The 25,213-nt window shown below is 69.6% G+C and carries 22 protein-coding genes; 14 read left to right on the top strand and 8 right to left on the bottom strand.

Annotation, left to right across the window (positions count from 1 at the left end):
- Window positions 1–101: 101 nt before the first annotated feature.
- The 5 genes from AB0O34_RS03220 to AB0O34_RS03200 all read left to right on the top strand — a co-directional run bounded on the left by AB0O34_RS03220 (window position 102) and on the right by AB0O34_RS03200 (window position 5,595).
- A complete protein-coding gene (locus AB0O34_RS03220) occupies window positions 102–1,166 on the top strand; it encodes a sugar ABC transporter substrate-binding protein (protein WP_363912040.1) in 1,065 nt (354 codons plus the stop codon).
- Window positions 1,166–2,665 (top strand): sugar ABC transporter ATP-binding protein, encoded by a 1,500-nt coding sequence (locus tag AB0O34_RS03215; RefSeq protein ID WP_363912038.1) that lies wholly within the window; start codon window positions 1,166–1,168, stop codon window positions 2,663–2,665. Before AB0O34_RS03220 ends, AB0O34_RS03215 begins: the two co-directional genes overlap by 1 nt.
- Window positions 2,662–3,705: an ABC transporter permease gene (locus tag AB0O34_RS03210; protein WP_363912036.1), complete on the top strand. Its 1,044-nt coding sequence runs from the start codon at window positions 2,662–2,664 to the stop codon at window positions 3,703–3,705. The genes AB0O34_RS03215 and AB0O34_RS03210 overlap by 4 nt, the downstream gene beginning before the upstream one ends.
- A 70-nt stretch (window positions 3,706–3,775) precedes the next feature.
- A complete protein-coding gene (locus tag AB0O34_RS03205) occupies window positions 3,776–4,753 on the top strand; it encodes an aldo/keto reductase (RefSeq protein ID WP_363912034.1) in 978 nt (325 codons plus the stop codon).
- Window positions 4,750–5,595 carry an amidohydrolase family protein gene (locus AB0O34_RS03200; protein ID WP_363912032.1) on the top strand — a complete coding sequence of 282 codons (846 nt, stop codon included), beginning with the start codon at window positions 4,750–4,752 and terminating at the stop codon, window positions 5,593–5,595. The genes AB0O34_RS03205 and AB0O34_RS03200 overlap by 4 nt, the downstream gene beginning before the upstream one ends.
- Before the next feature lie 54 nt (window positions 5,596–5,649).
- On the opposite strand, the gene AB0O34_RS03195 is transcribed toward AB0O34_RS03200, so the two are convergent.
- Together AB0O34_RS03195 and AB0O34_RS03190 are read right to left on the bottom strand one after the other, a co-directional pair.
- Window positions 5,650–6,114, bottom strand: a complete 465-nt coding sequence (locus AB0O34_RS03195) for a hypothetical protein (protein ID WP_363912030.1) — start codon at window positions 6,112–6,114, stop codon at window positions 5,650–5,652.
- Window positions 6,114–6,644: a helix-turn-helix transcriptional regulator gene (locus tag AB0O34_RS03190; protein ID WP_363912028.1), complete on the bottom strand. Its 531-nt coding sequence runs from the start codon at window positions 6,642–6,644 to the stop codon at window positions 6,114–6,116. Before AB0O34_RS03190 ends, AB0O34_RS03195 begins: the two co-directional genes overlap by 1 nt.
- Before the next feature lie 954 nt (window positions 6,645–7,598).
- On the opposite strand from AB0O34_RS03190, the gene AB0O34_RS03185 reads away from it, so the two are divergent.
- A complete protein-coding gene (locus AB0O34_RS03185) occupies window positions 7,599–8,204 on the top strand; it encodes a superoxide dismutase family protein (protein ID WP_363912026.1) in 606 nt (201 codons plus the stop codon).
- A gap of 8 nt (window positions 8,205–8,212) precedes the next feature.
- Here AB0O34_RS03185 and AB0O34_RS03180 read toward each other — a convergent pair whose 3' ends face one another.
- Both AB0O34_RS03180 and AB0O34_RS03175 read right to left on the bottom strand, forming a co-directional pair.
- The gene (locus AB0O34_RS03180; protein WP_363912024.1) at window positions 8,213–9,838 is read right to left on the bottom strand and encodes a serine/threonine-protein kinase; all 1,626 of its coding nucleotides are present in this window, start codon (window positions 9,836–9,838) and stop codon (window positions 8,213–8,215) included.
- An 85-nt stretch (window positions 9,839–9,923) separates the two neighbouring features.
- A complete protein-coding gene (locus AB0O34_RS03175) occupies window positions 9,924–11,198 on the bottom strand; it encodes an MFS transporter (RefSeq protein ID WP_363912022.1) in 1,275 nt (424 codons plus the stop codon).
- 393 nt (window positions 11,199–11,591) lie between these two features.
- Here AB0O34_RS03175 and AB0O34_RS03170 point away from each other — a divergent pair, with 393 nt between their 5' ends.
- Together AB0O34_RS03170 and AB0O34_RS03165 are read left to right on the top strand one after the other, a co-directional pair.
- On the top strand, window positions 11,592–12,662 hold the full coding sequence (locus AB0O34_RS03170) for an ATP-binding protein (protein WP_363912020.1): 1,071 nt from the start codon (window positions 11,592–11,594) through the stop codon (window positions 12,660–12,662).
- Window positions 12,562–14,442, top strand: coding sequence for a S8 family peptidase (locus tag AB0O34_RS03165; protein ID WP_363912018.1), 1,881 nt, complete (start codon window positions 12,562–12,564; stop codon window positions 14,440–14,442). Before AB0O34_RS03170 ends, AB0O34_RS03165 begins: the two co-directional genes overlap by 101 nt.
- A 249-nt stretch (window positions 14,443–14,691) precedes the next feature.
- On the opposite strand, the gene AB0O34_RS03160 is transcribed toward AB0O34_RS03165, so the two are convergent.
- The 4 genes from AB0O34_RS03160 to AB0O34_RS03145 all read right to left on the bottom strand — a co-directional run bounded on the left by AB0O34_RS03160 (window position 14,692) and on the right by AB0O34_RS03145 (window position 18,375).
- Window positions 14,692–15,363: a FadR/GntR family transcriptional regulator gene (locus tag AB0O34_RS03160; protein WP_363912016.1), complete on the bottom strand. Its 672-nt coding sequence runs from the start codon at window positions 15,361–15,363 to the stop codon at window positions 14,692–14,694.
- Between the two features lie 64 nt (window positions 15,364–15,427).
- Window positions 15,428–16,459 carry an MBL fold metallo-hydrolase gene (locus tag AB0O34_RS03155; RefSeq protein ID WP_363912014.1) on the bottom strand — a complete coding sequence of 344 codons (1,032 nt, stop codon included), beginning with the start codon at window positions 16,457–16,459 and terminating at the stop codon, window positions 15,428–15,430.
- Window positions 16,456–17,616, bottom strand: coding sequence for a steroid 3-ketoacyl-CoA thiolase (locus tag AB0O34_RS03150; RefSeq protein ID WP_363912012.1), 1,161 nt, complete (start codon window positions 17,614–17,616; stop codon window positions 16,456–16,458). Before AB0O34_RS03150 ends, AB0O34_RS03155 begins: the two co-directional genes overlap by 4 nt.
- Before the next feature lie 51 nt (window positions 17,617–17,667).
- A complete protein-coding gene (locus AB0O34_RS03145; protein ID WP_363912010.1) occupies window positions 17,668–18,375 on the bottom strand; it encodes a TetR family transcriptional regulator in 708 nt (235 codons plus the stop codon).
- A gap of 177 nt (window positions 18,376–18,552) precedes the next feature.
- Here AB0O34_RS03145 and AB0O34_RS03140 point away from each other — a divergent pair, with 177 nt between their 5' ends.
- From AB0O34_RS03140 to AB0O34_RS03115, 6 genes are read left to right on the top strand one after another with little or no spacing between them, the layout of a single operon-like run.
- A complete protein-coding gene (locus AB0O34_RS03140) occupies window positions 18,553–20,268 on the top strand; it encodes an AMP-binding protein (protein ID WP_363912008.1) in 1,716 nt (571 codons plus the stop codon).
- Between the two features lie 40 nt (window positions 20,269–20,308).
- Window positions 20,309–21,394 carry an acyl-CoA dehydrogenase family protein gene (locus AB0O34_RS03135; RefSeq protein WP_363912006.1) on the top strand — a complete coding sequence of 362 codons (1,086 nt, stop codon included), beginning with the start codon at window positions 20,309–20,311 and terminating at the stop codon, window positions 21,392–21,394.
- Entirely contained in the window at window positions 21,394–22,548 is a 1,155-nt protein-coding gene (locus tag AB0O34_RS03130; protein ID WP_363912004.1) for an acyl-CoA dehydrogenase family protein, read from the top strand. The genes AB0O34_RS03135 and AB0O34_RS03130 overlap by 1 nt, the downstream gene beginning before the upstream one ends.
- Before the next feature lie 55 nt (window positions 22,549–22,603).
- A complete protein-coding gene (locus AB0O34_RS03125) occupies window positions 22,604–23,557 on the top strand; it encodes a bifunctional MaoC family dehydratase N-terminal/OB-fold nucleic acid binding domain-containing protein (RefSeq protein ID WP_363912002.1) in 954 nt (317 codons plus the stop codon).
- A complete protein-coding gene (locus AB0O34_RS03120; RefSeq protein ID WP_363912000.1) occupies window positions 23,557–23,964 on the top strand; it encodes a MaoC/PaaZ C-terminal domain-containing protein in 408 nt (135 codons plus the stop codon). Before AB0O34_RS03125 ends, AB0O34_RS03120 begins: the two co-directional genes overlap by 1 nt.
- Window positions 23,965–24,024: 60 nt before the next feature.
- Complete coding sequence (locus AB0O34_RS03115; protein WP_363911998.1) at window positions 24,025–25,197, top strand: lipid-transfer protein; 1,173 nt, start codon at window positions 24,025–24,027, stop codon at window positions 25,195–25,197.
- The last annotated feature ends 16 nt before the right edge of the window (window positions 25,198–25,213 follow it).

The following is a 25,213-nucleotide window of genomic DNA, read 5'->3' as shown; positions in this document are numbered from 1 at the left end:
TGGCGCCGGGGACCCTGACCGGCGGTTCGACAGATGAGACAGACCCGGTCGCTCTTAGGAGCGGCCCGCACCCCCCAACTCCGGTTGAATTGAGGCGACAAGTGAAAATACGATCCTCGGCCACCTGCGTGGCCCTTTTCGCGGTCACCATGACGCTGTCGGCATGTGGGTCCTCCGACCCGGCTGCCCCCGCGGCCTCCGCCGGGGCCGGCTCCTCGGCCCCGGCCGCGGGCGGCAAGGTCGCCGTCGACTTCCCCCGAGCCGACACCGACTTCTGGAACTCCTACAACAAGTACGTCCCGAAGATGGCGAGTGACCTGGGCATCGATCTGATGGCCCCCACCAACTCGCAGAACGACATCGCCAAGCTGGTGTCCAACACCCAGGCGCTCGTCAGCCAGGGCGCGAAGGCCATCGTCATGGCCCCGCAGGACACCGGCGCCATCGCGACCACCCTGGACCAGCTCGCGAGCAAGAACATCCCCGTCGTGACCGTGGACACCCGCCCCGACAAGGGCAAGACGTTCATGGTGGTCCGCGCCGACAACCGCGCGTACGGCGAGAAGGCCTGCGAGTTCCTCGGCGAACAGCTCAAGGGCAAGGGCAAGGTCGTCGAGTTCCAGGGGTCGCTGGCGTCGGTCAACGGCCGCGACCGCTCCGAGGCGTTCGGCGAGTGCATGAAGACGAACTACCCCGGCATCACGGTCTTCGCCGAGCCCACCGAGTGGGAGGGCACCAAGGCCTCGGCCGCGCTGCAGACCCGCCTCACCCAGCACCCCGACATCAACGGCATCTACATGCAGGCCGGCGGCGCGTTCCTCGCCCCCACCCTGCAGTTGCTGAAGTCCAAGAACCTGCTGGTGCCGCCGACCGACCCCAAGCACATCTTCATCGTCTCCAACGACGGCATCCCGCAGGAGTTCCAGGCCATCAGGGAGGGCCAGATCGACGCCACGGTCTCCCAGCCCGCCGACCTGTACGCCAAGTGGGCGCTCTCGTACGCCAAGGCGGCCCTTGAGGGCAAGACGTTCGCCCCCGGGAAGACCGACCACGACAGCACGATCATCGACGTGGGCGGTGGCCGCCTTGAGGACCAGCTCCCCGCGCCGCTGGTCACCAAGGACAACGTCGACGACCCCAACCTCTGGGGCAACCAGGTCAAGTGATGCCGGAATCCACCACCCCGGCCGTGGAGGCCCGGAGCGTCACCAAGCGCTTCGGGCCCACGACGGCACTCGACGACGCGGGGATCGTCATCGGCGAAGGCGAGACCCACGCCCTGGTCGGCCGCAACGGGGCCGGCAAGTCGACGCTGGTCTCGATCCTCACCGGCCTCCAGCGCCCCGACGAGGGCGAGGTGCTCTTCGCGGGCACCCCCGCCCCCGCGATCGCGGACCGTGACGGCTGGCGCCGGCAGGTCGCCTGCGTCTACCAGAAGTCCACGATCATCCCGACGCTCACCGTCGCGGAGAACCTCTTCCTCAACCGCCAGGCGGCTCACGGCCCGATCAACTGGCGCTCGCTGCGGGCCCGCGCCCGCGACCTGCTCGACCAGTACGGCGTGGACGTCGACGCCGGCCGCCTCGCGGGCGACCTCGACGTCGAGCAGCGCCAGCTCCTGGAGATCGCCCGCGCGCTGTCGTTCGGCGCGCGGTTCATCATCCTGGACGAGCCGACCGCACGGCTCGACGGCCCGGCCATCCAGCGGCTCTTCGACCGGATGCGGGCGCTGCGCTCCCAGGGCGTGACGATGATGTTCATCTCGCACCACCTGGAAGAGGTGTACGAGGTGTGCCAGTCGGTCACGGTCTTCCGTGACGCCCGGCACATCCTCACCAGCGCGGTCGGCGAGCTCCCGCACGACGAGCTGGTCGCGGCCATGACCGGGGAGGCCGCCGCGGGCTACCAGGCCCGCCCCCGTACGGCCGACGCCAAGGCGAAGGTCGTGCTCAGCGCCGAGAAACTGTCGCTGGCCGGCCGCTACCAGGACGTGGACCTCACCGTCCGCGCCGGGGAGATCGTCGGACTCGCCGGCTCCGGCAGCAGCGGCAAGATCGGCCTGGCGGAGACGCTGGTCGGCCTGCAGGCCGCCGACAGCGGTCAGGTGACGATCAACGGGGACCGTCCCCGCCCCGGGGACGTCACCTCGGCGCTTCGCGCGGGCCTCGGCTTCGTTCCCGAGGACCGGCACAAGGAGGGCTTCATACCGCTGCTCTCGATCGCCGAGAACGCCACCCTCCCCATCGCCCACAAGCTGGGGCGGTTGGGAGCGGTCTCCCCGGCCTTGCGGCGGGCGAGGGCGGAGCGGATGATCGAGGACCTGGCCATCAAGACCACCGGCCCGTCCCAGCCCGTCGGGGACCTGTCCGGTGGGAACGCGCAGAAGGTCGTCATGGCGCGCGCGCTCGCGGACGACCCGACGGCGCTCGTCGTGATCAACCCGACCTCGGGAGTGGACGTGCGGGCGAAGCAGGCGCTGCTCGGCGCCGTCGAGGACGCCGCCGAACGCGGCGCGGGAGCCGTGCTGGTCTCCGACGAGCTGGACGACCTGCGCATCTGCGACAGGGTCGTGGTGATGTTCCACGGCCGGGTCGTCAAGGAAGTGCCACGAGGCTGGGCGGACGCCGAGCTCGTGGCGGTCATGGAAGGTGTCGACGCACGATGACTGAAACGACCGTGGCCTCACCCGGGACACCGGGCGGCTCTCCCGGGTCTCCGGGCAAGACGCGTTCGGGACCGCCCGTGGTGCGGCTCGCACGGTTCCGCGACCTCGCGCTGGTTCCGGCCATCCTGGTCCTGATGGTCGTGGGCGCGCTGCTCGAACCGGCGTTCCTCAGCGGTGACAACCTGACCAACGTGCTCCAGCAGCAGACCGAGCTGTCCCTGCTGGTGCTGGCGGAGGCGATGATCCTCATCGCCGGCAAGTTCGACCTGTCGCTGGAGTCCACCGTGGGGCTCGCCCCGGCGCTGGGCGTCGGGCTGGTCATCCCGGCCGCCGCCAACGGCCTCGGCACCGACTGGCCGGCCGCGCTCGGGATCCCGATCTGCCTGCTGATCGGTGTCATCATCGGAGCTTTCAACGGGCTGCTGATCCTGCGGTTCAAGCTGTCGGCGTTCATCGTGACGCTGGGCATGCTGATCGTGCTGCGCGGCCTGCAGATCGGCTTCACCGGCGGCCAGAACCTGTTCGCGCTGCCCGAGTCGTTCCTGTACCTGGGCAACGCGCGCTGGCTCGGGCTGCCGGCGTCGATCTGGATCTGCGGGGTCGCCTACATCGCCGGCATCATCACCCTCGGATACTTCCGGCACGGCCGGTCGATCTACGCCATCGGCGGCAACGTCGACGCGGCCCGCGCGGCGGGCGTACGTACCGACCGGGTGGTCTGGGCGGTGTTCATGATCGGCGGGCTGCTCGCGGCCCTCTCCGGACTGCTGATGACCGGCAGGCTCGGCTCGGTTTCGGCGGCCCAGGGCGACGGCATGATCTTCACGGTGTTCGCCGCGGCGGTCATCGGCGGGGTCAGCCTCGACGGCGGCAAGGGCACGCTGTTCGGCGCGCTCTGCGGCGTGCTGGTGCTCGGCCTGATCAACAACATCCTCACGCTGGCCGGCGTCTCGGCGCAGTGGATCCAGGCCATCTACGGAGGCATCATCCTCATCGCGCTGATGCTGGCCCGGGTCACCAGCGGAAAGGCGCAAGATTAGGTGGGCCAGGCCGCACGTACGACGACGAGGCGCCGCTCGGGGGACCGGCCCGATGACGAAGGAGATGTGAGTGGAGAACGGGATCGTGGGCCGGGGAGCGCGGGTGACCGGGTTCGGGTTCGGCGCCGCGCCGATCGGCAACCTGTTCTCGGCGCTCAGCGACGAGCAGGCCGGGGGAGCGATCGAGGCGGCCTGGGCCGCCGGGATCCGCTACTTCGACACCGCTCCGCACTACGGGCTCGGGCTCTCCGAGCGCCGTCTCGGCGCCGCGCTCCGCGACCGGCCGCGTGACTCGTACACGCTGTCGACCAAGGTGGGCAGGCTGCTGGTGCCCTCATCGGCGGGCGGGCGCGACGACCAGGGCTTCGACGTGCCCGCGGACCACCGCAGGGTCTGGGACTTCTCCCGCGACGGGGTGCGCCGCTCGATCGAGGAGAGCCTCGAACGCCTGGGGCACGATTCGGTCGACATCGTCCTGATCCACGACCCGGACGACCACTGGGCGGAGGCGGCCGGCCAGGCCTTCCCGGCGCTGGCCGAGCTCCGCGACGAGGGCGTGATCAAGGCGGTCGGCGTCGGCATGAACCAATGGGAGATGCCGGCGCGCTTCGTCAAGGAGACCGACCTCGACGTGGTCATGCTCGCCGGGCGCTACACGCTGCTCGACCAGTCGGGCGCGGCCGGGCTGCTGCCGCTGTGCCAGGCGCGCGGCGTCTCGGTGTTCGCGGCCGGGGTGTTCAACAGCGGGCTCCTGGCCACGCACGACGCGACCGGCACGTACAACTACGGGCCCGCGCCGGGCGACCTGGTCGAGCGGGCACGGCGGATCGCCGCCGTCTGCGAGCGGTACGGCGTGACGCTCCCGCACGCGGCCCTGGCCTTCCCCTCGCGGCACCCGGCCGTGGTGTCCGTGGTCGCCGGCGCCCGGTCCGCGGCGGAGGTCGAGCGCAACGCCGCCCTCGTCGCGACCCCCGTCCCCTGCGAGCTGTGGACCGCGCTCGCCGAGGAGTCCCTTATCGCCGGCCCGACCATGGAGAGCCACCGATGATCGACGCGCATCACCACCTGTGGGACACCTCGCGCCGTGAGTACCCGTGGATGGCGGGGGAGGCGCTCGCGCCGCTGCGCAGGCCGTACGGCGTCGATGATCTGCGGCGGGAGACGGCGGCCGCGGGCGTCGAGCGCACGGTGCTGGTCCAGACGGTCGCCTCTGTCGAGGAGACCGAGGAGTTCCTGGCGACCGCCGCCGCGTCGGACGGGCTGATAGCCGGGGTCGTCGGGTGGGTGGATCTGACCGGGCCCGGCGTCGCCGACGAGCTCATGCGGCTGCGCACCGGCCCGGGTGGCGACCTGCTGGTCGGCATCCGCCACACGGTGCAGGACGAGCGGGATCCCGCGTGGCTCGCCCGCCCCGACGTACGGCACGGCATCCGCGCGGTGGGCCAGGCAGGGCTCGCGTACGACCTGCTCGTGCTCACGCCACAGCTCCCGGCGGCCAGAGACGTCGTGAGAGACCTGCCGGGGGTGCGCTTCGTGCTCGACCACGCGGCCAAGCCCCCGATCGCCTCGGGTGTCACCGAACCGTGGGCGAGCGAGATCAAGGCCCTCGCCGAGTCGCCCAACGTGACGTGCAAGCTGTCCGGCCTGGTCACCGAGGCCGCCTGGACCGACTGGGACGCCCCTCGCATCGCCCCGTACGCCGACCATGTGCTGTCGTGCTTCGGCCCCGACCGCGTGATGTTCGGCTCCGACTGGCCCGTCTGCGAACTCGCCGCGTCCTACGAACAGGTGACCACCCTCGCACGGCAGCTCACCACGGCCCTCAGCGAGAACGAGCGCGAACAGTTCTTCACCACCACGGCGCAGACGGCGTACGCCTTGCATATTTGACCGACTCGCGACCTCGGTCCGAGCGAACCGAAAGGCAAGGCGCAGGGTCTCTTCCTAGCCGGTGACATCCGGTTTGAGGCCACTGGCCGGACGGAGCATCGGCAACTGGAAGCCGTGTACGCGCAGGCGGCCCAGAACCGTCTGCAGTCCCTCACGTATGTAGGGGTAGACCTCCACCCAGGCGACCTGGTCACCGAACACCTTGAGCGAGGCGGTGTCCTCGGTGAACGCGGCCTGCCGGCCGGCGTCACGGGGACCGTAGGTCACCACCATCGAGATGGCGAACGTGACGATGGCCTCGTCATCGTCGTCCAAGACCTCGCCGCTCAGGTCGAACTTGTAGGAAAGGGAGCCGTCGGCGGTGGCGGCCGCCGCGCCGAGTGCCAGTTGGAGCCTGGACCCGCTTCCAGGCTTCAGCCTCTCGCCGGAGAAGGCCACGGGCGCGATGTCCTGCAACTCGACGCGTTCGCTGATCCTCTTGACGAGATCGGCGGGGTCTTCTCCCGCATGCTCGCTCATCACGTCACCAGCGAGCTTGTGCCGAGAGAGATGTACTGATCCGGAGAGGGAACTCGTGGACCCATGGGGTGTACTTCGGCCTCTAGTCGGATGCTCTCCGTGCTGCCGATGGGTGCCGACTTCCATTGGATCAGCAGGGGGCGCCCCTCGGCCTCGCCCGTGAGGAAGACGCCGGATGATGTGGCCTGAGGGCGCTTGACGCGCCAATCGTTGGCCACCGGGCGTACGGCTCGTTGCTCGACCGCGGCGCGTCGTGGCTCACCCGCGGGCACCAGTCGGATGTCCGCTTCGAACCCCATGGCGTGCAGGTAGTCGGCGAGGGTGTCGATCCGGAGGTTTCCGTCTCCGCGGAAGACCTGGTTGACGGCCGAACGACGAAACCCGAGCCGCTTGGCGAGATCACTCTGCGAAGCCCCGAACAACTCCAAGGCCTGATGGAGAACCGAGAGAACTTCATGACGGAGCCGGGCCGCCGCCAGAGCTCTGGCACCCCTTGTGGTGGCCGCGAACCGCTCATACAGGTTTCTCACGACGCCAGATCCTCCTTCCTGACCCAGATGGCCTCGTCTATCTGCCTCCTCGGTGTCTTCAACGACCTCTTGAGGAACCCGCTGGTGATACGGATGGCGTTGGGAGGGGAGGCGGGGACGTCGAAAAATGGCAACCGGACATCGCCTGCTTTTATCTCTCTTATGCCATCGCGCAGCTCGTTTAGCTCACGAGGAATGGCAAGCGAGCCTGTGTATGCATATCGCTCGAATCTTACGAGGATATCGGCGAGCCGTTTCGCGTCCTTCTGGCTGCGCGATTTTCGAGCCTCGCTATGAACGCGTCGGCCCTGGAGTCTCCTTCACGGGTGCGCGCCGCCTCGATCATCTTGGCCGACCCCCGTTCGTAGTAGATGCGACCGCAATCGGGACACGCGCTTCGCTGTACAGTCAAAACTGTACCTCCTGGGGGGCCGCTTGTCTTCGGTGGAAGTCAAAGGATCAACCTTGGCACAGAAGATTGCGGTGCCGTGCTCAATTGCCGCCAATGCCCTGGATTCCAGGGTTCTCGAAGGGGTCGCTTATCCACGTTGTAGTGGAATGTTCTATATGAATGCTCGTGCGAACGCATTACCGTGACCGGCCGCCGAGATTGGCACTGCCTGCGACTGGTGGAGTAAGAGGCGTCCGATATTTACCCTTATGGAATGCTGAAATATGTTATATGGGCTCATTGCCTGGTTGATCTCCTCATCCATGCTGCGGAGTCCTGACGCGAGGGTCGCGTGTAAGACCAGGAGGCGGTCCCGAGCCGATGCCAATGTTGGCTTCGGATCGGCACCCGGATCGCCATGGTGTCGTTACCGGCACGTCCGCTGGGGCTGTGGCGGGTGATTGCGTACTCTTAGCGTGGTATTGGCTGGAATTATCCCAATGCCGGGTATATCTGAAAATGCCGCTGAAAGGGTGGTCTGGAGAGAGCGGGGAGATTTCATAATGGTGGTGCGCAGTGGGGTCGCGGCCATGTTGCTGCCGTTGGCGTTGCTTGATACGGGCGCCATGGTCGCGAAAGCTCAGGCGGAGCCTGTGAGAGCTGGTTCGGAGCCTGTGAGAGCTGGTTCGGAGCCGGTGTTGGCGCTTGGGCGGTTCGGGGCTTATGTGCAGGGGCAGGTGGCCGTCACCTATGACGCGAAACTCGTTCCGGCCGGTGCCGCGGCGGCCGTGGCGTACGTGGCCTCGGGGAACGCGCGCGCGTACGTGCAGTTGAAGGCGCAGGGGCTTCTTCCGAACCGCAAGTACGGCGCGCACGTGCACAACGACAAATGCGGGGCGAAGGGCGAGGACGCGGGGCCGCATTACCAGCACACGCAGGATCCCGTCACTCCCTCCACCGACCCCAAGTACGCGAACGCGCGTAACGAGATCTGGCTGGACTTCACGACCGACGCCCAGGGCAATGGATCGTCACGCTCGGCGCTGGACAAGAAGTTCACCGACCGGCATCCGCACTCGGTCGTGATCCATGCCGAGCACACCCACACCGGAGCCGGTCACGCAGGCCAGGCGGGCGCCCGCCTCGCCTGCCTCGACGTCGACTTCTGAGGGCGTGGTCAGGCGGATCGGGAGGCGGTGCCGGAGTAGCGGGAGGAGGTCTCGCCCGGTCGGGTGACGCTGAAGGCCATCTGGTCCGGGCCTTCGGGGGAGATCTCCACCGTGCTGGGGTGGCACTGGTCGCCCCGCACCTGGTCGAGCCGGAAGGTCGCCGGCGGGGCCTGTCCATCGAGCCTGGTCAGCCGCCCCGTGCAGTGCAGGTCAGCGCCCCACCGCATGGTCCCCGGCCCTGTGGCGCCCTTCAGCAGGATCTCCACGGGGAACACCCGCCCGGCGGTCGGATGCTCGGCGCTGCCGGTCCACCGGCCCGCGTACGAGAAGGTGGCGGGTGCGTCCGGCGAGGCGTTCCCCGCCGTGCCGAGGTTCCCCTGCCACAGCGCGACGCCGATCACGCCGGCCGCGAGGACGGCGGTCCCGGCCACGACGGTGCGCCACCTGGTCCCCGTTCGAGCCGCGGGACCGAGGTCCGTCTCCAGGAGGCCGTGACCGCTCGCCTCCGGCGCCGACGTGATGGGCGCCTCGCCCTCGTGGCCGGCGGCTCGCGGTGGGAAGCTGGGCGTGCCCGGAGCTTCGTGGTCGTCCCGGTGCGCGTCGAAGCCGAGCGTCGACGGGCCCTCGTGGTCGTCCGCCCGCGGGGTGAAGGTGAGCGTGGAGGGGCCGTCGTCCACTGGCGCGAAGGTGAGCGTCGAGGGACCCTGGTGATCGTGTGGTGTGAACGGGAGGTTCGTCGGGCCGTCGCCCCCGGCCGGCTGCGGCTGCGAGGCAAGGGTCGCGCCGGTTTCCAGGACCTCGCCGGGCGACTGGGCCGGGAGGGGCGGCGCACCGTGGCCGATGAGGCGGCGCAGCACCTCCTCGGCGCTCGGCCGCAGGGACGGGTCCTCGGCCAGGCAGGCGACCACGATCTCGCGCAGGGACCCGGTGAGCGGGTCGAGGTCGGCCTCGCCGAACAGGATGCGGCCCAGGGTCGCCTCGAAGGAGTTGGCGGCGTACGCGTGCCTGCCGCTGGAGGTGAAGGCGACCGTCAGCGCCCAGCCGAACATGTCCGCCGGGGGCCCGGCGCGCTCGCCCTTGAGCTGTTCCGGAGACAGGTAGGCGGGCGTGCCTATCGGCACCCGGCCGGTGGTCGCCGTGGTATTCATCAGCCGCGAGATGCCGAAGTCGATGACGCGCGGCCCGTCCGCGCCGAGCAGGACGTTGCCCGGTTTGAAGTCACGATGGACGACGCCCGCGCCGTGGATGGCCGCCAGCGCGGTGGCGGTCCCGACCGCCACCCGGTCGAGCGAGCCGCCCGTACGGGGGCCCTCCGCCGTGATGTGCTCCTGCAGCGAGACGCCGTCCACGTACTCGCTGACGATGTACGGCCGGTCGCCGTCGAGGTCGGCATGCAGCAGCTGCGCGGTGCAGAAGGGTGCCACCCGCCGCACCGCCTCCACCTCGCCGATGAACCGGCGGCGCGCCTTCTCCTCGTCCAGCCGCGAGTGCATCAACTTGACCGCGACGGGGGCGCCGCCGGGGGAGCGGCCGAAGAAGACGACGCCCTGGCCGCCCCTTCCGAGCCGTCCCTCCAGCCGGTAGGTGCCGAGCTGCTCGGGGTCTTCGGCGCGAAGGGGGGCCAGGGGAGACATGTGCCATCCCTACCAGATTCAGCACTCCTGATCGCGCGATGGGCGGGAATCCACGGCGCGACGAGGCTTGGTGCTCACGGGCGGCTCAGGCCGGATGCCGCTGCGGAACGTTCGTCTCCTCGGGTTCGGAGCCGGACCCGGCGCGGTAGCGGGTGAAGGCGGGCAGGGCCAGCCCAATCAGGGCGGCGCCCGCGATGGTGGTCAGGCCGCCGGTCACGGCGCTGAAGGTGGGTGACACCAGCGAGCCGACCGCGCCGGCGCGGAAGTTCCCGAGCTCCGGGCAGCCCACGCCGACGACGTAGTTGGCCGCGCTGACCCTCCCGCGATAGCGGTCGGGCGTGGCGACCTGGACGATGGTCGTGCGGAACACCACGCTGAGCACGTCGGCTGCGCCGGCGACGGCGAGCAGGGTGAGAGCGAGCCACAGGTTTTGGGCCAGGCCGAAGCCGGCGAGACCGGCGCCCCAGACGACTCCGGCGACCAGGATGGCGAGTCCCTGCCGGGACACCCGGCCGACCCATCCGGACAGCGCCGTGCCGAGGATGCCGCCGACCGCGACCGCCGAGGTGAGCAGGCCGAGCGTCTGGGTCGTACCGCCGAAGCGTTCGGCGTTGATCAGGGGAAAGAGCGCGAAGGGCATGCCGAGGATCGTGGCGTTCATGTCCGCGAGGAACGCCCCGCCGAGGATCCGGTTGCGGCCGATGAACCGCAGGCCCTCGCCGACCGCTCGCAGGCTGGGCCGCGTGCCGCCGCCTTCGGGCGGCATCGCCGGCAGCCGGGCGATCCCGTACAGCGCCGCGGCGAAGCTGAGCGCGTCGACGAGGTAGCACAGCCGGAGCCCTCCGGCGGCGGCCGTCACCCCGGCCAGAGCGGGGCCGATCGTCGCGCTGAAGTGGAAGGTGAACATGTTGAGCGCCGCTCCGGCGGGAACCCGTTCGGCCGTGAGCAGCCGCGGCAGGAAGGTGCTCCGCGCGGGACCGTTGACGGCGCTGAGCACGGACTGCACCGCGACCAGGCAGTACAGCAGCCACAACTGGTCGAGGCCCATGAACGCCTGCACCGCGAGCACGGCCGACACCCCGGTCAGGCAGCCGCTGGTCACCAGCACGAGCTTGCGCCGGTCGACGGCGTCGATGAGCGAGCCGCCGGCGAGGCCGAACACGATCGCCGGGAGGGCCGAGGCGAGGCCGACCGCGCCGACCGCGATCGCGGAGCCGGTGAGGACGTACACCTGCACGACGACCGCGAAGCTCGTCATCTGACCGCCGACCGCCGACAGCGTCGACCCCGCCCAGAGCCGCCGGAAAGCGGGTGACTCCTTCAGGGGCCGGATGTCCATGAGGAAGCGTCGCTCGGCCATGTCCTTCTCTTTCGCGCAGGGGGGTGTCAGTACCCCGGGGGTGTCGGTACGGGCGCTCAGGCGGGGGCCGCAGGATGGGACGGCCCGGCCAGCGCCTCGCGGAACGGGGGCGTGGGCGGGATCGTCGAGCGTCAGCTCGCGGCCCATTCGGCCTGGATGGCGGGAAGCAGGGAACGCGTCTTCGTGCTCAGGTGCACGATGTGCTGGCGAGCGTCGTCGCCGGCCTCCAGCGTGACGGGTCGGAGGAGGCGAATCCGGTGTGGGCTGCTTGGGCCTGTGGCTCAGGGGAATGATGATCTGTATAGCGAAACGTCGTTCTCGTTCAAGGCCGGGTTGTTCGTGCTGGTGAGTCGGTAGAGTCGGACGACACGCAACCGGGTGGAGAGTGTAGACATGGCCGCCTCGGCAGACCACGTGAAGGCCCTCGTCAGAGCGCACGCGGCGGGCGACGAGGATACCTTCTATTCTATTGCCCTGCAGATGGCGGCAAAAGCGGCGAGACAGGGCCACACTCGGCTCGCGGGTGAGTTGCGAGACCTTGTGGACGGGCTCAAGGACGAGCCGGCCCCTCGGGTTGCCCCAACGCCAGTGGTCCAGCCACGCGGCGAGCTCGCGGACCTCGTCACCGCCGGCTACCCCACCGTTGGATTGTCTGACATGACGCTGGCCGAGGGCGTGCGAGCGAAACTGGTGCGAGTGCTGCATGAGCAGCGCCAGCGGGAGCGGCTCGCCCATCACGGGTTCTCACCAATTCACCGGCTTCTTCTCGTCGGCCCACCGGGCACGGGCAAGAGCATGACGGCATCGGCCTTGGCCAAAGAGTTGAGCTTGCCGCTGTTCACGATCCGACTCGACGCATTGATCAGCCGGTTCATGGGTGAGACGTCCGCCAAGCTCCGAGTGATTTTTGACGCCACGAAAAAGACTCGGGCGGTCTACTTGTTCGATGAGTTCGACGCGCTGGGTGCCGAGCGTGGGGCGGGCAACGATGTCGGTGAAGCTCGGCGAATTCTCAACACTTTCCTGCTGTTCCTGGACGAGACCATGCCGGAAAGTCTCGTCGTCGCCGTCACCAACCATCCAGGCCTGCTCGACCGCGCGCTTTTCCGTCGGTTTGACTTGGCCATTAGCTACGATCTCCCTAGTCGAAGGCAATCACTGGAGGTCTTCCAGCGTCGGCTCGTGGCCGTGGACACGAGTGCGGTGGACTGGGATGAGGTCGCCGGCCAAGCGGAGGGGCTGAGCCAGGCTGAGCTCGTCCGGGCTGCCGAGGGCGCTGCCAAGCAAGCGATCCTCCAGGACAACGATGCTCTCGACACTCGAAGCGTGATCGCGGCTCTGGATGAACGGCGGATCTCCTGGGATGACCATCGCGATGGTGCATGGCACCATCGATCAGCTTGGCGCTCTGCTCGCCACGAACTGCGTAGTCGCAGAGGTTCATCGGCCATTACGGGTCGATGAGGTCTTCGGTGTCGACCTGGACACACAGCGGGAACTGATCGATCATCTGATCGAGCGCATCGAGCCCGCCCGTCCGCGCTCGCCGGCCATTACGCAGCTCGACACCGGCGTCGCGTCCGCGCACCGGTTGCTGCGCGAGTCGGTGGACGGCATGCACAGCGTGCTCCCCGGAACCACCTCGGCCGACGAACATGGGCACGGCACCAGCATGGCTGGTCTTGCTCTCTACGGTGACCTACGCGGTGTCCTCGCCGGGAACGGCCTGGTACGGCTTTCGCACCGCCTTGAGTCGGTGAAATACGTGGACCCTTCAAGACCGGGATCCACCACGGCTCCCGAGTTGTACGGCGCCGTAACGGCGGATGCGGCTGCCCGTGTCGAGATCGAGGCTCCTGCTCGGCAAAGGGTATTCTCCATGCCGGTCACCGCGACGAACGGGGCATCGGGGGGGCAACCGTCGTCCTGGTCAGCCGCGCTCGACGCGATTTCTTTCGGGACTGACATTTCATCAAGCCCGACAGGTATCACGCTGCTGGGCGAACCTGAGGCCGCTGCCCGGCGTCTCTTCGTGGTCTCGGCAGGCAACGCGGCTTATGCCCTCCATGCGCCAACTGGTCTGCCTGACTACCTCGAGTTCTGCGACGGTCAGCGGGTCGAGAACCCGGGCCAGGCGTGGAACGTGCTAACCGTTGGCGCTGTTACCAACCTCACTGACGTGCCGCAGAATGGAAGCTTTCATAATTGGGAGCCGGTGGCACCGCCCGGAGAGCTTTCCCCGCACAGCCGCACGTCGGTTCTCTTCGACGGCCCTTGGCCGGTCAAACCTGACATCGTGCTAGAAGGAGGCAACCTTCTCACTGACCCGGTGCGCGTCGAGCAGGGAAGTCACGACGTGGTGAGCTTGCTCACAACGTCGTATCAGGGAGGTCTCACCACGGCCAATGCCACCAGCGCCGCCACCGCGCAGGCTGCCCGGCTGGCCGCCCTGGTGATGGCCCGATACCCGGGCCTGTGGCCGGAGACCACCCGAGGACTGCTTGTGCATGCCGCCCACTGGACTCCCGCGATGCGGCAGCGGATCTTGGCCAGGGGGGTAACGAAGGGGCAGAGGGCAGCGCTCCTGCGCCGTTACGGTTGGGGAGTACCCACCGAGGACCGGCTGCTTACCAGCGCGTCGAGCGATGTAACGCTGATCATCCAGGACGAGTTCCAGCCCTTCCAGCGTGAGAAGTCCGGAGTCAAGATGAGAGCGCTCCGGCTCCACGAGCTTCCGTGGCCCCGCGAGCAGTTGCTTGATCTGCATGACGCGACCGTGCGGATGCGGATCACCTTGTCGTACTTCGTCGAGCCCAACCCTTCGAGTAGAGGTTGGGACGTGCGTTATCGCTATCCGTCACACCAGCTCCGCTTCGACGTCAAACGCCCCACCGAAACCATCCAAGAGTTCAAGGCTCGCGTCGGTCGTGAGGCGCAACAGGAAGAGGAGAACCACGCACCAGCGCCGTCCGTGCCCGATGGCCGCTGGTGTGTCGGGCCTGCCCACCGGCACAAGGGTTCACTGCACGCGGACATCTGGGAGGGCTCGGCTGCTGAGTTGGCCGAGGGCGGCGCCATCGCGGTGGTCCCGGTGGGCGGGTGGTGGAAGGACTACCGACGGAAAGACCGCGCCCACCTGCCGGTTCGCTACGCACTTCTGGTTTCGCTGACTAGCGAGGTTCCGACCGACATCTACCTGCCGATCACTGCGAAGATCGGCATACCCGTCGCAATTGCTACATAACTCCGTGCCGATGCGGTCCTGCGGACTGGATCTAACAAGCGGGCATTTTCCTCTAGGCGATCTCTCTAACGGAGCCGATTCCATCCAGTGAGAAGTCGCGGATCTGGCCCGTCAGTTCTGCGATGCGCTCCCTCTGGATGAGGACCTCTTTCCGGGGCCACATCCAGGTCGCGGGTGGTCTCGGCTCACGTGTTCGGGCTCCTTACTCAATACCGGCGCGCGGCACACTGGCGAGGGCGGTGACGTGGGTCAGAGGGCTCGGCGGAGCCATTCTTCGACGCCTGCGACGTGCACCGTGGCCCAGGCGCGGGCGATGTCGGGCTGGTGGCTGGCGATGGCCTCGTAGATCGCCGTGTGCTGCTCCTGGGTCTTCACGGTGGCCCCCTCCTGCGTGAGGCCCCGCCAGATGCGCGCCCGGGTGGTGGGGCCGGAAAGGCTCTCGATCAGCGAGCACAGCACGGTGTTGCCCGAGCCCTTGGCGATGGCCTGGTGGAAGTCCAGATCATTGGCCACGAGCTGCTCGATGTTGGGCTCCTCGGGCAGGGCTTCGAGGATGGTGCGCAGCTCCTCGATGTCCTCCGCGCTCATGTTGGCGGCGGCCATCGCCGTCGCCGAGGGCTCCAGGATGCGGCGGACCTGGAAGAACTCCAGCACGGTGTCGTCGCGATGGAAGTCGACCACGAACGAGAGGGCGTCGAGGAGCAGCCGCGGCTCAAGGCTCGTGACGTACGTGCCGTCGCCCTGGCGCACGTCGAGCACGTTGATGAGCGCGAGCGCACGGACGGCCTCACGGAGCGAGTTGCGGGATAGACCGAGTCGCTCGGCGAGGTCGGCCTCCTTGGGCAGCCTCGCACCGGGGGCCAGCTCGCCGGAGACGATCATCCCCTTGATCTTGTCGATCGCCGCGTCCGTGACCGCCACGGAGTCACCACCCCTGTAGTCGCGCGTTCAAGCCAATACATCGGATGTCTAGGAGTGTATGCCGTCAGTGTGTCGTGGCTGTGAACCGAACGGGATCACCGGGAGCACCAGGCTCGCGGCGGATCACCCCGCGGGCCTCGAGCGTCCGCAGATGGGCCGCCGCCTCGCCCGCCGCCATCCCGCGCTGCATCGGCGCCAGGTCGGCCCACGGGCGGTTCCAGGTCATCCGCTCGGCGACGTCCCAGATGGTCGGCGAGACCGGGGAGAGCCCGGCCAGCAGGTCGCGCAGCTGTATGAGCTTGTCCTCGTGGTGGGCGCGGATCTCGGCCGCGCGCGTGGCGACGTCGGGGAACGTCCACTCGTGGGCGGGAAGGGCCTCGACGCTCCCGAGGCCGGTCACGCGCTCCAGGGAGGACAGGAAGTCGCCCAGCGGGTCGACGTCGGTCCGGTCGTACGGATAAATCCCGATATGAGGGGTGATGCCGGGCAGGACGTGGTCCCCGGTGAAGAGCCGGTCGGCGTCCTCCAGGTACAGGCAGACATGCCCGGGCGTGTGCCCAGGCGTCCAGACCGTGCGGAGCCTGCGGCCCGGCACGTCGATCAGGTCCCCATCCCTGAGCTCCAGGTCGGGCACGGCGGGCGGATCGGGACGGCCGGACAACGCGACCGCGTCCGCGTCGGACCCCGCGCCCGCCCGGCGCATCATGTCGGCCTGGAAGTTCCGGTGGGAGCCCTCGGCCAGCTCGTGGATCAGCCGCACGAGCGCGGCGTCCGCCTCGTGCATGGCGATCCAGCCGCCGGACTCCTCGCGCACCCGCCCGGCGAGCCCCGCGTGGTCGGGATGGTGGTGGGTGACGACCACCCCGCGCACCGTACGGACGTCGATGCCCAGGGTGGCGAGCCCGTCTCGAAGCGCCAGCCAGGCGTCCTCGTGGTTCCACCCCGCGTCGACGAGCACCGGCCCTGAGGGGGACTCGACGGCGTACACGAGCGTGTACCCGAGGGGGTTGCCGGGGATCGGCACCGGGACGCTCCACACCCCGCCGCCGAGATCGGCGGGCCGCTGCGCGCTGTACGGCCTGCGGCGCGTCTTCACACGCGCTCGAGAACGGTGGCGGTGGCGAGGGCGCCTCCGGCGCACATCGAGACCAGGGCGGTCGAGGAGTCGGATCTCTCCAGCTCGTGGAGGGCCGTGGTGATCAGGCGTGAGCCTGTGGCGCCCACTGGGTGGCCGAGCGCGATGGCCCCGCCGCTCACGTTGACGGCGTCCATGTCCGGCTGGTGGACGGTTGCCCAGGACAGCACGACGGCGGCGAACGCCTCGTTCACCTCGAACCTGTCGATGTCGGCCACCTTCATGCCCGACATGGCCAGCACCTTGGCGGTGGCGTCCACCGGGCCGTCCAGGTGGTAGTACGGCTCGGCGCCGACCAGCGCCTGGGCCAGGATGCGGGCGCGCGGGCGCAGGCCCTGCCTCGCGGCGGCCTCCTCGCTCATCAGCAGCACGGCCGCCGCGCCGTCGGAGATCTGGGACGACGTGCCCGCCGTGTGTAACGCGTTCTCGCCGAGCACCGGCTTCAACCTGGCGAGCCCCTCGGCCGTGGTGTCGCGCAGGCCCTGGTCCCTGGAGACCGTGCGGCTCTCGCCGGTCGCCTGCCCGTCCTCGCCCAGCACGGGGGCGGTGACCGGGATGATCTCGCGCTCGAACCGGCCGTCGGCCCACGCCTTGGCGGCGCGCTGCTGTGATCTGGCGCCGAACGCGTCGAGCCGCTCGCGCGTGAGCCCGCGCCGCCTGGCGATGCGCTCCGCGGCGGTGAACTGGTCGGGCATGTCGATGGACCAGTCTTCGGGCCGGGGCTTGGCGGGGAGCACGTTGCTGCCGAGCGGCTGGCGGCTCATGGCCTCGACGCCGCAGGCGACGCCGGCGTCGATGACGCCCGCCTGGATGAGCGCCGCGACCAGGTGGACGGCCTGCTGGGACGACCCGCACTGGGCGTCGACCGTGGTCACGCCCGTCTGGTACGGCAGGCCGGCGTAGAGCCAGGCGTAGCGGCCGATGTGCCCGCCCTGCTCGCCTGCCTGGGTCACGCACCCGGCGAACGCCTGGCCGATGGTGGAGGGGTCGACGCCGGACTTGTCGACCACGCCCCTCATGGCCGTCGCCAGCAGGGCCTGGGGTTTGAGCCCCGCCAGCCAGCCGTTGCGCTTGCCGATCGGGGTGCGTACGGCCTCGACGATCACCGGCGTGCCCATGCGGGCCTCCTCAACGTCCGAACGTTGTTCTAGCCGAGACTGTAACGGGTTCTATTTTGAGGTGGAAGCCCCGGGCGCCGGGGGTCGGACGCCGAAGTCGCTGAGCAGGCGCCCGGCGGCGATCTCGATGCGGCGCTGGATCTGCTCGTAGGTGCGCCGGCCTCGGAGCATCTCGAGAAGCTCGTGCACCCAGATGCTCGCCAGCGAGCCCGCCAGGGCGAACTCCTCCTCGGTGGCCGACTGCGCGGTGAGGCCGTCGCCCGAGACGCGCAGGAGCAGGCCGGCCATGCGGTCGCCGAAGGGGGTGTCGACCTCGGCCATGATCAGCGAACGGATCAGCGCGTCGGCCAGCTCGGGCTCGCGCATGAGGCCGCGGGTCGCCCGCATGAGCACGTCGACGGCCCGGCCCGCCGGGGAGGCCGCGCTCGGCGGCCGGCGCTCGATGCTGCTTTCGAGCAGGTCGAGCTCCTCGCCGACGACGGCGACGACCAGATCCATCTTGGAGGGGAAGTAGCGGTAGAGCGTGCCGAGGGCCACCCCGGCGCGCTCGGCGACGGTGCGCATCTGCATGGCCTCGACGCCGCCCCTGGACGCGAGCGCGGCGGCGGCCTGGACGATGCGCTTGCGCCGCTGGTGCTGGCTGCGCGTGCGGACGCCGGAGGAGACCGGGGCGGCTGGAGGCGAATGCGCCACGTGATCGTCGCCGTCGGGCCCGATGGGTGCCGGGACGGCTGGGGCGCCGGCATGCGGGGTGCGCATAAGAACACGTTACCGGATTACTCGCAGGTAGGCCTTGTTACTGACCGGTCACAACGAATGCCGGTCTTGCATGACGTTTGTGTTGCGAGCAGATATCTGCCGGCCTCACCGTAAATGTCCCTGGACACAGATTGGAATCTGTTCTAGTTTGCGGCTGACCAGGTCATGGGAGGCGTCATGTCGGCGGACACGCTCGTGGAGCTGCTCCAGGCGAGGGCTCGGGACGACCGGCTCGGCCTGCTCTTCGAGGAGCGCACCTGGTCATGGCGTGCTTATGTGGCCGAGTGCCGCGACCGCGCCGCCTGGCTCGATGAGCTCGCCCGCCGCCGTCCGGCGAACCGTCCGCATGTCGCCGTCCTGTTCGACAACGTGCCGGAGCTGCTGTTCCTGCTGGGCGGTGCGGCGCTGTCCGGGCATGTGCTCGTCGCCCTGAACACCACCAGAAGCGTGGACGAGCTGGCGCGGGACGCGTCGGCGACGCACACCGGCCTGGTCGTCCACGAGCCCGCGTACGCCGGGATCGCCACAGCCATAGCCGGACGGCTGGGGGTGACGGCGATCGGCGTCGACCCGGAGGGACGGCGCGGCGCCCGGATGGAGGAACCGGCGGCGCGCATAGACGACCCCGGCACCCGGCGGGACGGCCCGGCGGCCCCTCCCGCCGCCTCGGAAGCCCTGGTGATGCTGATCTTCACGTCCGGGACCTCCGGGCGCCCGCGCGCCGTCAAGGTGACGCAGCGCAAGATCGCGGTGCCCGGCACGAGCCTGGCGGCCATGCTGACGCCGGAGGACGTCGTCTACTGCTCGATGCCGCTCTTCCACTCGGGTGCGATCATGGCCGCGTACGCGCCCGCCGTGGCCTCGGGGGCGGCACTGGTGCTGCGAAGGCGGTTCTCGGCGTCCGGCGTGCTGCCCGACCTGCGGCGGTACGGCTGCACGTACCTGCACTACGTCGGCAAGGCGCTGTCGTACGTCCTCGCCACCCCCGAGGGGCCGGATGACGCGGGCACCTCGCTGAGGATCGCGTTCGGCAACGAGGGGAGCGCCACCGCCACCAGGCGGTTCGGCCGGCGGTTCGGCTGCCGCGTGATCGACGCGTTCGGCTCCACGGAGACCGCCATCTCGATCACCCCCGACGCCACGGGGCCGCCAGGAAGCCTGGGACGCCTGCCGGAAGAGGTGGAGATCCGCGATCCCCTCACCGGAGGGCGCTGCCCCCCCGCGATCATCGAGGACGGCAGGCTGCTGAACGCCGGCGAGGCGATCGGCGAGCTGGTCAACACCCGAGGGCTCGGCCTGTTCGAGGGCTACTACAACGACCCGGGCGCCGACGGCGAGCGCGTACGGGAAGGCGCGTTCTGGAGCGGCGACATGGCCTACGCCGACCCCGGCGGCTGGGTCTTCTTCGCCGGGCGCGGCACCGAACGCCTCCGGGTGGACGGGGAGAACCTGGCCGTCGCCCCCATCGAGGGCGTGATCCGCGAGTTCCCCGGAGTGGTGGAGGCGGCCGTCTACCCGGTGCCGGACGCGGCGGCGGGCGACCAGGTGATGGCCGCGCTGGTGCTCGAAGGCCGTTTCGACTCCGAGGCGTTCTCCTCGTTCCTGGCGGGCCGGAGCGATCTCGGGAGCAAGGCGCTGCCGCGCTACGTGCGCGTCGCGGAGGAGCTGCCGCAGACCCCGTCCCACAAGGTCGTCAAGCGCGTGCTGGCCGCCGAGGGATGGCGCGCGGGCGATCCGGTCTGGTGGCGTCCCCCCGGGGCGCCGGCGGCCTTCAGGGAGATCACCCCGGCGGACCTCGCGGCCATCGAGGAGGAGTTCACCCGGCACGGACGACGCCACCTGCTGGACCTTGACGCATCCCATTCCGGACGAGCAGCACCCGTGGAGCACTGATGGACCTCATCCCGGACGACCAGCACCCCCTGGAGCGATGATGGACTTCACCCTGGACGAGACGCAGGCGGAGCTGAGGGAACTGGCCGCGAGCCTGTTCGGCAGGGAGGCCGCGCACGACCGGCTCGCCGACCACGAGAAGGGCGGCAGGCCGTACGACGCCGGGCTCTGGCACGCGGTGGCGCGGGCCGGGCTGATCGGCGCGTGCCTGCCCGAGGACGCGGGCGGCGCCGGGCTCGGCGCGGTGGGGCTGGCCGTGATCCTGCGCGAGGCGGGGGCGAAAGTGGTCCCGGCGCCGATCCAGGACAGCCTGGTCGCGGCGATGGTGATCGGGCGGTACGGCTCCGCGGAGCAGCGCGGGAGGCTGGCCCGCCTGACCGAGGGCGAGATCGTGCTGACCGCCGCGCTCCTGGAACCGGGCCGGGACCTCGGGGCGACACCCCTGACGACGGCGCGGCGATCAGGGGAAGGATGGGTGCTCTCCGGGCGCAAGACCATGGTGTCCTACGCCGCCGAGGCCGACGCCATCCTGGTGCCCGCCCAGACGGAGCAGGGCACCGGCCTCTTCCTGGTGAGGCCCGGGGACGCGGTGGTGCGGGCCGTGCCGGCCACCACCGGAGAGCCCGCGGCGGCCGTCATCCTCGACGGCGCCCCGGGTGAGCCGGTCGGCGAGCCCGGCGGAGCAGCCTACGGCACGCTGCGGCTGCTCGCCCTCGTCGCGATCACCGCCAGTGCCTCCGGCGTGCTGGCGGGGGCGCTGGGGCTGACGACCGAGTACATCAAGGCGCGCAAACAGTTCGGCCGCGCGCTGGCCGAGTTCCAGGCGGTGACGGTGCAGATCGCGGACGTCTACATCGCCGGGCGGGCGCTCGACGTGGCGGTCTGGTCGGGCGCGTGGCGGGTCGACGCCGGGCTGGACGACGAGGCCGAGCTGGACCTGGCCGTCGCGGCCCACACCGTGACCGACGCCGCGCTCGTCGGCCTGTACACCTGCCAGCACCTGCACGGCGGGATCGGCCTCGACGTGACATACCCGCTGCACCGCTACTTCGCCTGGGGAAAGCACCGTGCCCACCTTCTCGGTGGCGTGGAGGCCCGGCTCGACACGATAGGAGCGCTCGTCTGATGCTGATCGACCTCACCCCCGAGCAGAAGCGGCTGCGCGCGGAGCTCCGCGACTACTTCACCGCGTGCCTGACCGGCGAGGACCGCAGGAAGATCGCCCAGGACCCGTTCGGCGAGGCGTACATCGAGCACTGCCGCAGGCTCGGCCGCGACGGCAAGCTCGGCCTCGGATGGCCCAAGGAGTACGGCGGCGCCGGTCTCGGGCCGCTGGAGCAGCAGATCTTCGCCAACGAGATCGCCCGCGCCGAGGTGCCGTACCCGATCATCACGCTGCAGACGGTCGGCCCGACCCTGATGCAGTACGGCACGGCGGAGCAGAAGGAGTTCTTCCTGCCCCGGATCCTCGCCGGGGAGTGTCACTTCGCCATCGGGTACAGCGAGCCCGGAGCCGGGACGGACCTCGCGTCCCTGCGCACCACTGCCGTGAAGGACGGGGACCACTACGTCGTCAACGGGCAGAAGATCTTCACCTCGGGCGCCCACTACGCCCAGTACATCTGGCTGGCCGCCCGCACGAACCCGGACGCCAAGAAGCACCGCGGCATCTCGATGATGATCGTCGACACGACCGACCCGGGGTACTCCTGGACGCCCATCATGACGATGGACGGGCGCCACCACACCAACTCGACCTACTACACCGACGTGCGCGTGCCCCTGAACATGCTGGTCGGCGAGGAGAACAAGGGCTGGGATCTCATCGTCAACCAGCTCAACCACGAGCGGGTCACTCTTGGCCCGGCCGGGAACATCGCCCACGTGTACGACCGGTTCGCCGGCTGGGCGCGGCGTACCGGCGCGATCGAGGAGCCGGCGGTGCGGCGGGCCATCGGGCGGGTATACGCCTACTTCCGCACCAACGAGCTGCTGAACTGGCAGGTGGCGGCGAACATGGACCTCGGCTGGCTGGGCGCCCCGGACGCCTCCGCCACCAAGATCTACGGCTCCGAGCGCATGCAGGACGTGGGCAGGATCGTCGGCGAGGTGCTCGCCCGGTACGGCGACCCGTCCGACCCGGAGACCGCCGCGTTCGTCGACGTGCTCGACCACGGGGTCAAGGGCGCGGTCGTGCTGACCTTCGGCGGCGGGGTGAACGAGGTCCAGCGCGAGCTGATCGCGATGCTCGGCCTCGGGCTCCCGCGACCGCCTCGATGACGCCCTTCCCCACGAACGTGGCCGGAAGGCCACCCGCGCACGCTGAGGAGAGACAGTGACGACGGCCGAGACGAGCGTCCACGACCGGCTGACCGCCCTGGCGGAGCGGCAGATCGCCGTGGGCGAGATACGGGGGGTCGCCGCCACCGACCCGGTGAACCTGCCGATGATCCACCACTGGACCGACGCGATGGGGGACGCCAACCCCGTCTACACCGACGAGAAGTTCGCCGCAGGCAGCGTGCACGGGGAGATCGTGGCCCCGCCCGCGATGGTCCAGGTGTGGACGATGCCGGGGCTGCGGCGCGACAAGGGCGCGGCGAGCCCGATGGACGGCGTGCTCGCCCTGCTGGACGAGGAGGGCTTCACCGGGGTGGTGGCCACCAACTGCGAGCAGACTCACCACCGCTACCTGCGGCTGGGGGAGCGGCTCGTCCCCGCCACCCGGATGACGGGCCTGTCGGGTCCGAAGACCACGGCGCTCGGCGACGGATATTTCGTGACCTGGGTGGTGACCTGGTACTCCGGGACCGAGCCGGTAGCGGAAATGATGTTCCGGGTACTGAAGTTTCGCCCCCGGGAGAAGAAAGCAGCGCCCGAAGCGCGCGAGCCGTACCCCCTGAAGCCGGCCGTCAACAGGGACACGGCGTTCTTCTGGGAGGGTGTGCGGCAAGGCGAACTACGGATCCAGAAATGCGGCGACTGCGGCGAACCGCGGCACCCGCCGGGCCCGGTCTGCCCGTCGTGCCGGTCGGTCAACCGGACGTACACCGTGGCGAGCGGGCTCGGCGAGGTGTACAGCTTCGTCGTCCACCACAACCCGCCGGTGCCCGGGATCAGGACGCCTTTCGTGGTGGCGGTAATTGAATTACTGGAAGGCGTACGCATTGTCGGGAACGTTGTGGAATGCGAGCCGGAGAAGGTGGGTATCGGTATGCCGGTGCGTGTGACATACCGCGAGATGGACGACGAGCTCGTCCTGCCGATGTGGGAACCCCGGGAGCCATGATGCGCACATTGACGGAAGACGACATCCAGCGCGGAGCCGTGCTTCCGCTCCTGCGCATCGAGCTGAACCCGACGATGGTCATCTCCACGGCGCTGGCCACCATGGACTTCACCCCGGTGCACCACGATGTCGAACGCGCGCAGGCTCAGGGCTCCAAGGACATCTTCCTGAACATCCTGACCACCATGGGGTTGGTCGAGCGCTACGTCACCGACTGGGCAGGGCCCGAGGCGCTGATCCGTGGCATCAACGTCCGGCTGGGCGTCCCCGCGTACGCCGGCGACACGATCACCTTCAGCGGGACGGTCACGTCGCGCGAGGGCGGCGAGGTCTCCGTCGACGTGCGCGGCACGGTCAGCCTGGGTGACCACGCCACCGGCACCGTCCGCTTCTGCCTCCCCGGCTGAGCCGCCGGCAGCGTCGTCATCTGGGCCGTCATCTGGGTCGTCATCAGAAAGGCACACCACGTGTACTCGCTTTCCGGCCGTACGGCCGTCGCGGGCGTCGGCGCGACCGAGTTCTCCAAGGAGTCCGGCCGTTCGGAGCTCCAGCTCGCCGCCGAGGCCGTCTTCGCCGCGCTCGACGACGCCGGGCTGTCGCCCTCCGACGTGGACGGCCTGGTCACCTACACGCAGGACAGCAACCAGGAGATCTCCGTCGCCCGCGAGGTCGGGATCGGCGACCTGTCGTTCTTCTCCCGGGTCCACTATGGGGGAGGAGCGGCGTGCGGCACGGTCCTGCACGCCGCGATGGCGGTCGCGACCGGGGCGGCGTCCACGGTCGTGTGCTACCGGGCGTTCAACGAGCGATCCGGGCGTAGGTTCGGCCAGCCGGACGCCCGGCTCGGCGGCGAGCCCTCGTCGCAGGGCATGGAGATGAGCTGGCACGTGCCGTACGGGCTGATGACGCCGGCCGCCTGGGTCGCGATGTTCGCCCAGCGGTACATGCACACCTACGGCGCGACCTCGGAGGACTTCGGCCGGGTCGCCGTGGCGATGCGGCGGCACGCCGCGGCCAACCCGGCGGCGTGGTTCTACGAGAGGCCGATCACGCTGGAGCAGCACCAGCAGTCCAAGTGGATCGTGGAACCACTGCACCTGCTGGACTGCTGCCAGGAGAGCGATGGCGCCGTGGCGCTGGTCGTCACCTCGGCCGAGCGGGCGAGGGACCTGCGGCGGTCCCCGGCGATCGTCACGGCCGCCGCGCAGGGCTCTGGCGCCGGGCAGATGATGATGACGAGCTTCTACCGCGATGACATGTCGGGCCTGCCGGAGATGGGGGTCGTGGGACGCGGGCTATGGGAGATGTCGGGAATGTCGCCTGAAGACATCCAGACGGCCATCCTCTACGACCACTTCACGCCGTTCGTACTGAGCCAGCTGGAGGAGCTGGGGTTCTGCGGCAGGGGCGAGGCCAAGGACTTCATCGCCGGCGGCGGCATCGAGATCGACGGGCACCTGCCGGTGAACCCCCACGGCGGGCAGCTCGGCGAGGCGTACATCCACGGCATGAACGGCATCGCCGAGGCCGTGCGGCAGATCAGGGGGACGTCCGTCAACCAGGTGCCCGGCGTCCAGAACGTGCTGGTCACCGCGGGCACCGGCGTCCCGACGAGCGGGCTCATCCTCTCCCAGGACTGACGGTGGTGCTCGCTGG

Source organism: Sphaerisporangium sp. NPDC088356 (assembly GCF_040685555.1).
Classification (GTDB): domain Bacteria; phylum Actinomycetota; class Actinomycetes; order Streptosporangiales; family Streptosporangiaceae; genus Sphaerisporangium.
Note: the sequence above shows the minus strand (reverse complement) of the source record. Positions and strands in the feature narration are given on the sequence as shown.

Coding starts and splice junctions, on each gene's coding strand:
- AB0O34_RS03215 (WP_363912038.1), top strand. CDS start 1,166: ATGCCGGAATCCACCACCCCGGCCGTGGAGGCCCGGAGCGTCACCAAG.
- AB0O34_RS03210 (WP_363912036.1), top strand. CDS start 2,662: ATGACTGAAACGACCGTGGCCTCACCCGGGACACCGGGCGGCTCTCCC.
- AB0O34_RS03200 (WP_363912032.1), top strand. CDS start 4,750: ATGATCGACGCGCATCACCACCTGTGGGACACCTCGCGCCGTGAGTAC.
- AB0O34_RS03195 (WP_363912030.1), bottom strand. CDS start 6,114: ATGAGCGAGCATGCGGGAGAAGACCCCGCCGATCTCGTCAAGAGGATC.
- AB0O34_RS03185 (WP_363912026.1), top strand. CDS start 7,599: ATGGTGGTGCGCAGTGGGGTCGCGGCCATGTTGCTGCCGTTGGCGTTG.
- AB0O34_RS03180 (WP_363912024.1), bottom strand. CDS start 9,838: ATGTCTCCCCTGGCCCCCCTTCGCGCCGAAGACCCCGAGCAGCTCGGC.
- AB0O34_RS03175 (WP_363912022.1), bottom strand. CDS start 11,198: ATGGCCGAGCGACGCTTCCTCATGGACATCCGGCCCCTGAAGGAGTCA.
- AB0O34_RS03170 (WP_363912020.1), top strand. CDS start 11,592: ATGGCCGCCTCGGCAGACCACGTGAAGGCCCTCGTCAGAGCGCACGCG.
- AB0O34_RS03165 (WP_363912018.1), top strand. CDS start 12,562: ATGACCATCGCGATGGTGCATGGCACCATCGATCAGCTTGGCGCTCTG.
- AB0O34_RS03150 (WP_363912012.1), bottom strand. CDS start 17,616: ATGGGCACGCCGGTGATCGTCGAGGCCGTACGCACCCCGATCGGCAAG.
- AB0O34_RS03145 (WP_363912010.1), bottom strand. CDS start 18,375: ATGCGCACCCCGCATGCCGGCGCCCCAGCCGTCCCGGCACCCATCGGG.
- AB0O34_RS03140 (WP_363912008.1), top strand. CDS start 18,553: ATGTCGGCGGACACGCTCGTGGAGCTGCTCCAGGCGAGGGCTCGGGAC.
- AB0O34_RS03135 (WP_363912006.1), top strand. CDS start 20,309: ATGGACTTCACCCTGGACGAGACGCAGGCGGAGCTGAGGGAACTGGCC.
- AB0O34_RS03130 (WP_363912004.1), top strand. CDS start 21,394: ATGCTGATCGACCTCACCCCCGAGCAGAAGCGGCTGCGCGCGGAGCTC.
- AB0O34_RS03120 (WP_363912000.1), top strand. CDS start 23,557: ATGCGCACATTGACGGAAGACGACATCCAGCGCGGAGCCGTGCTTCCG.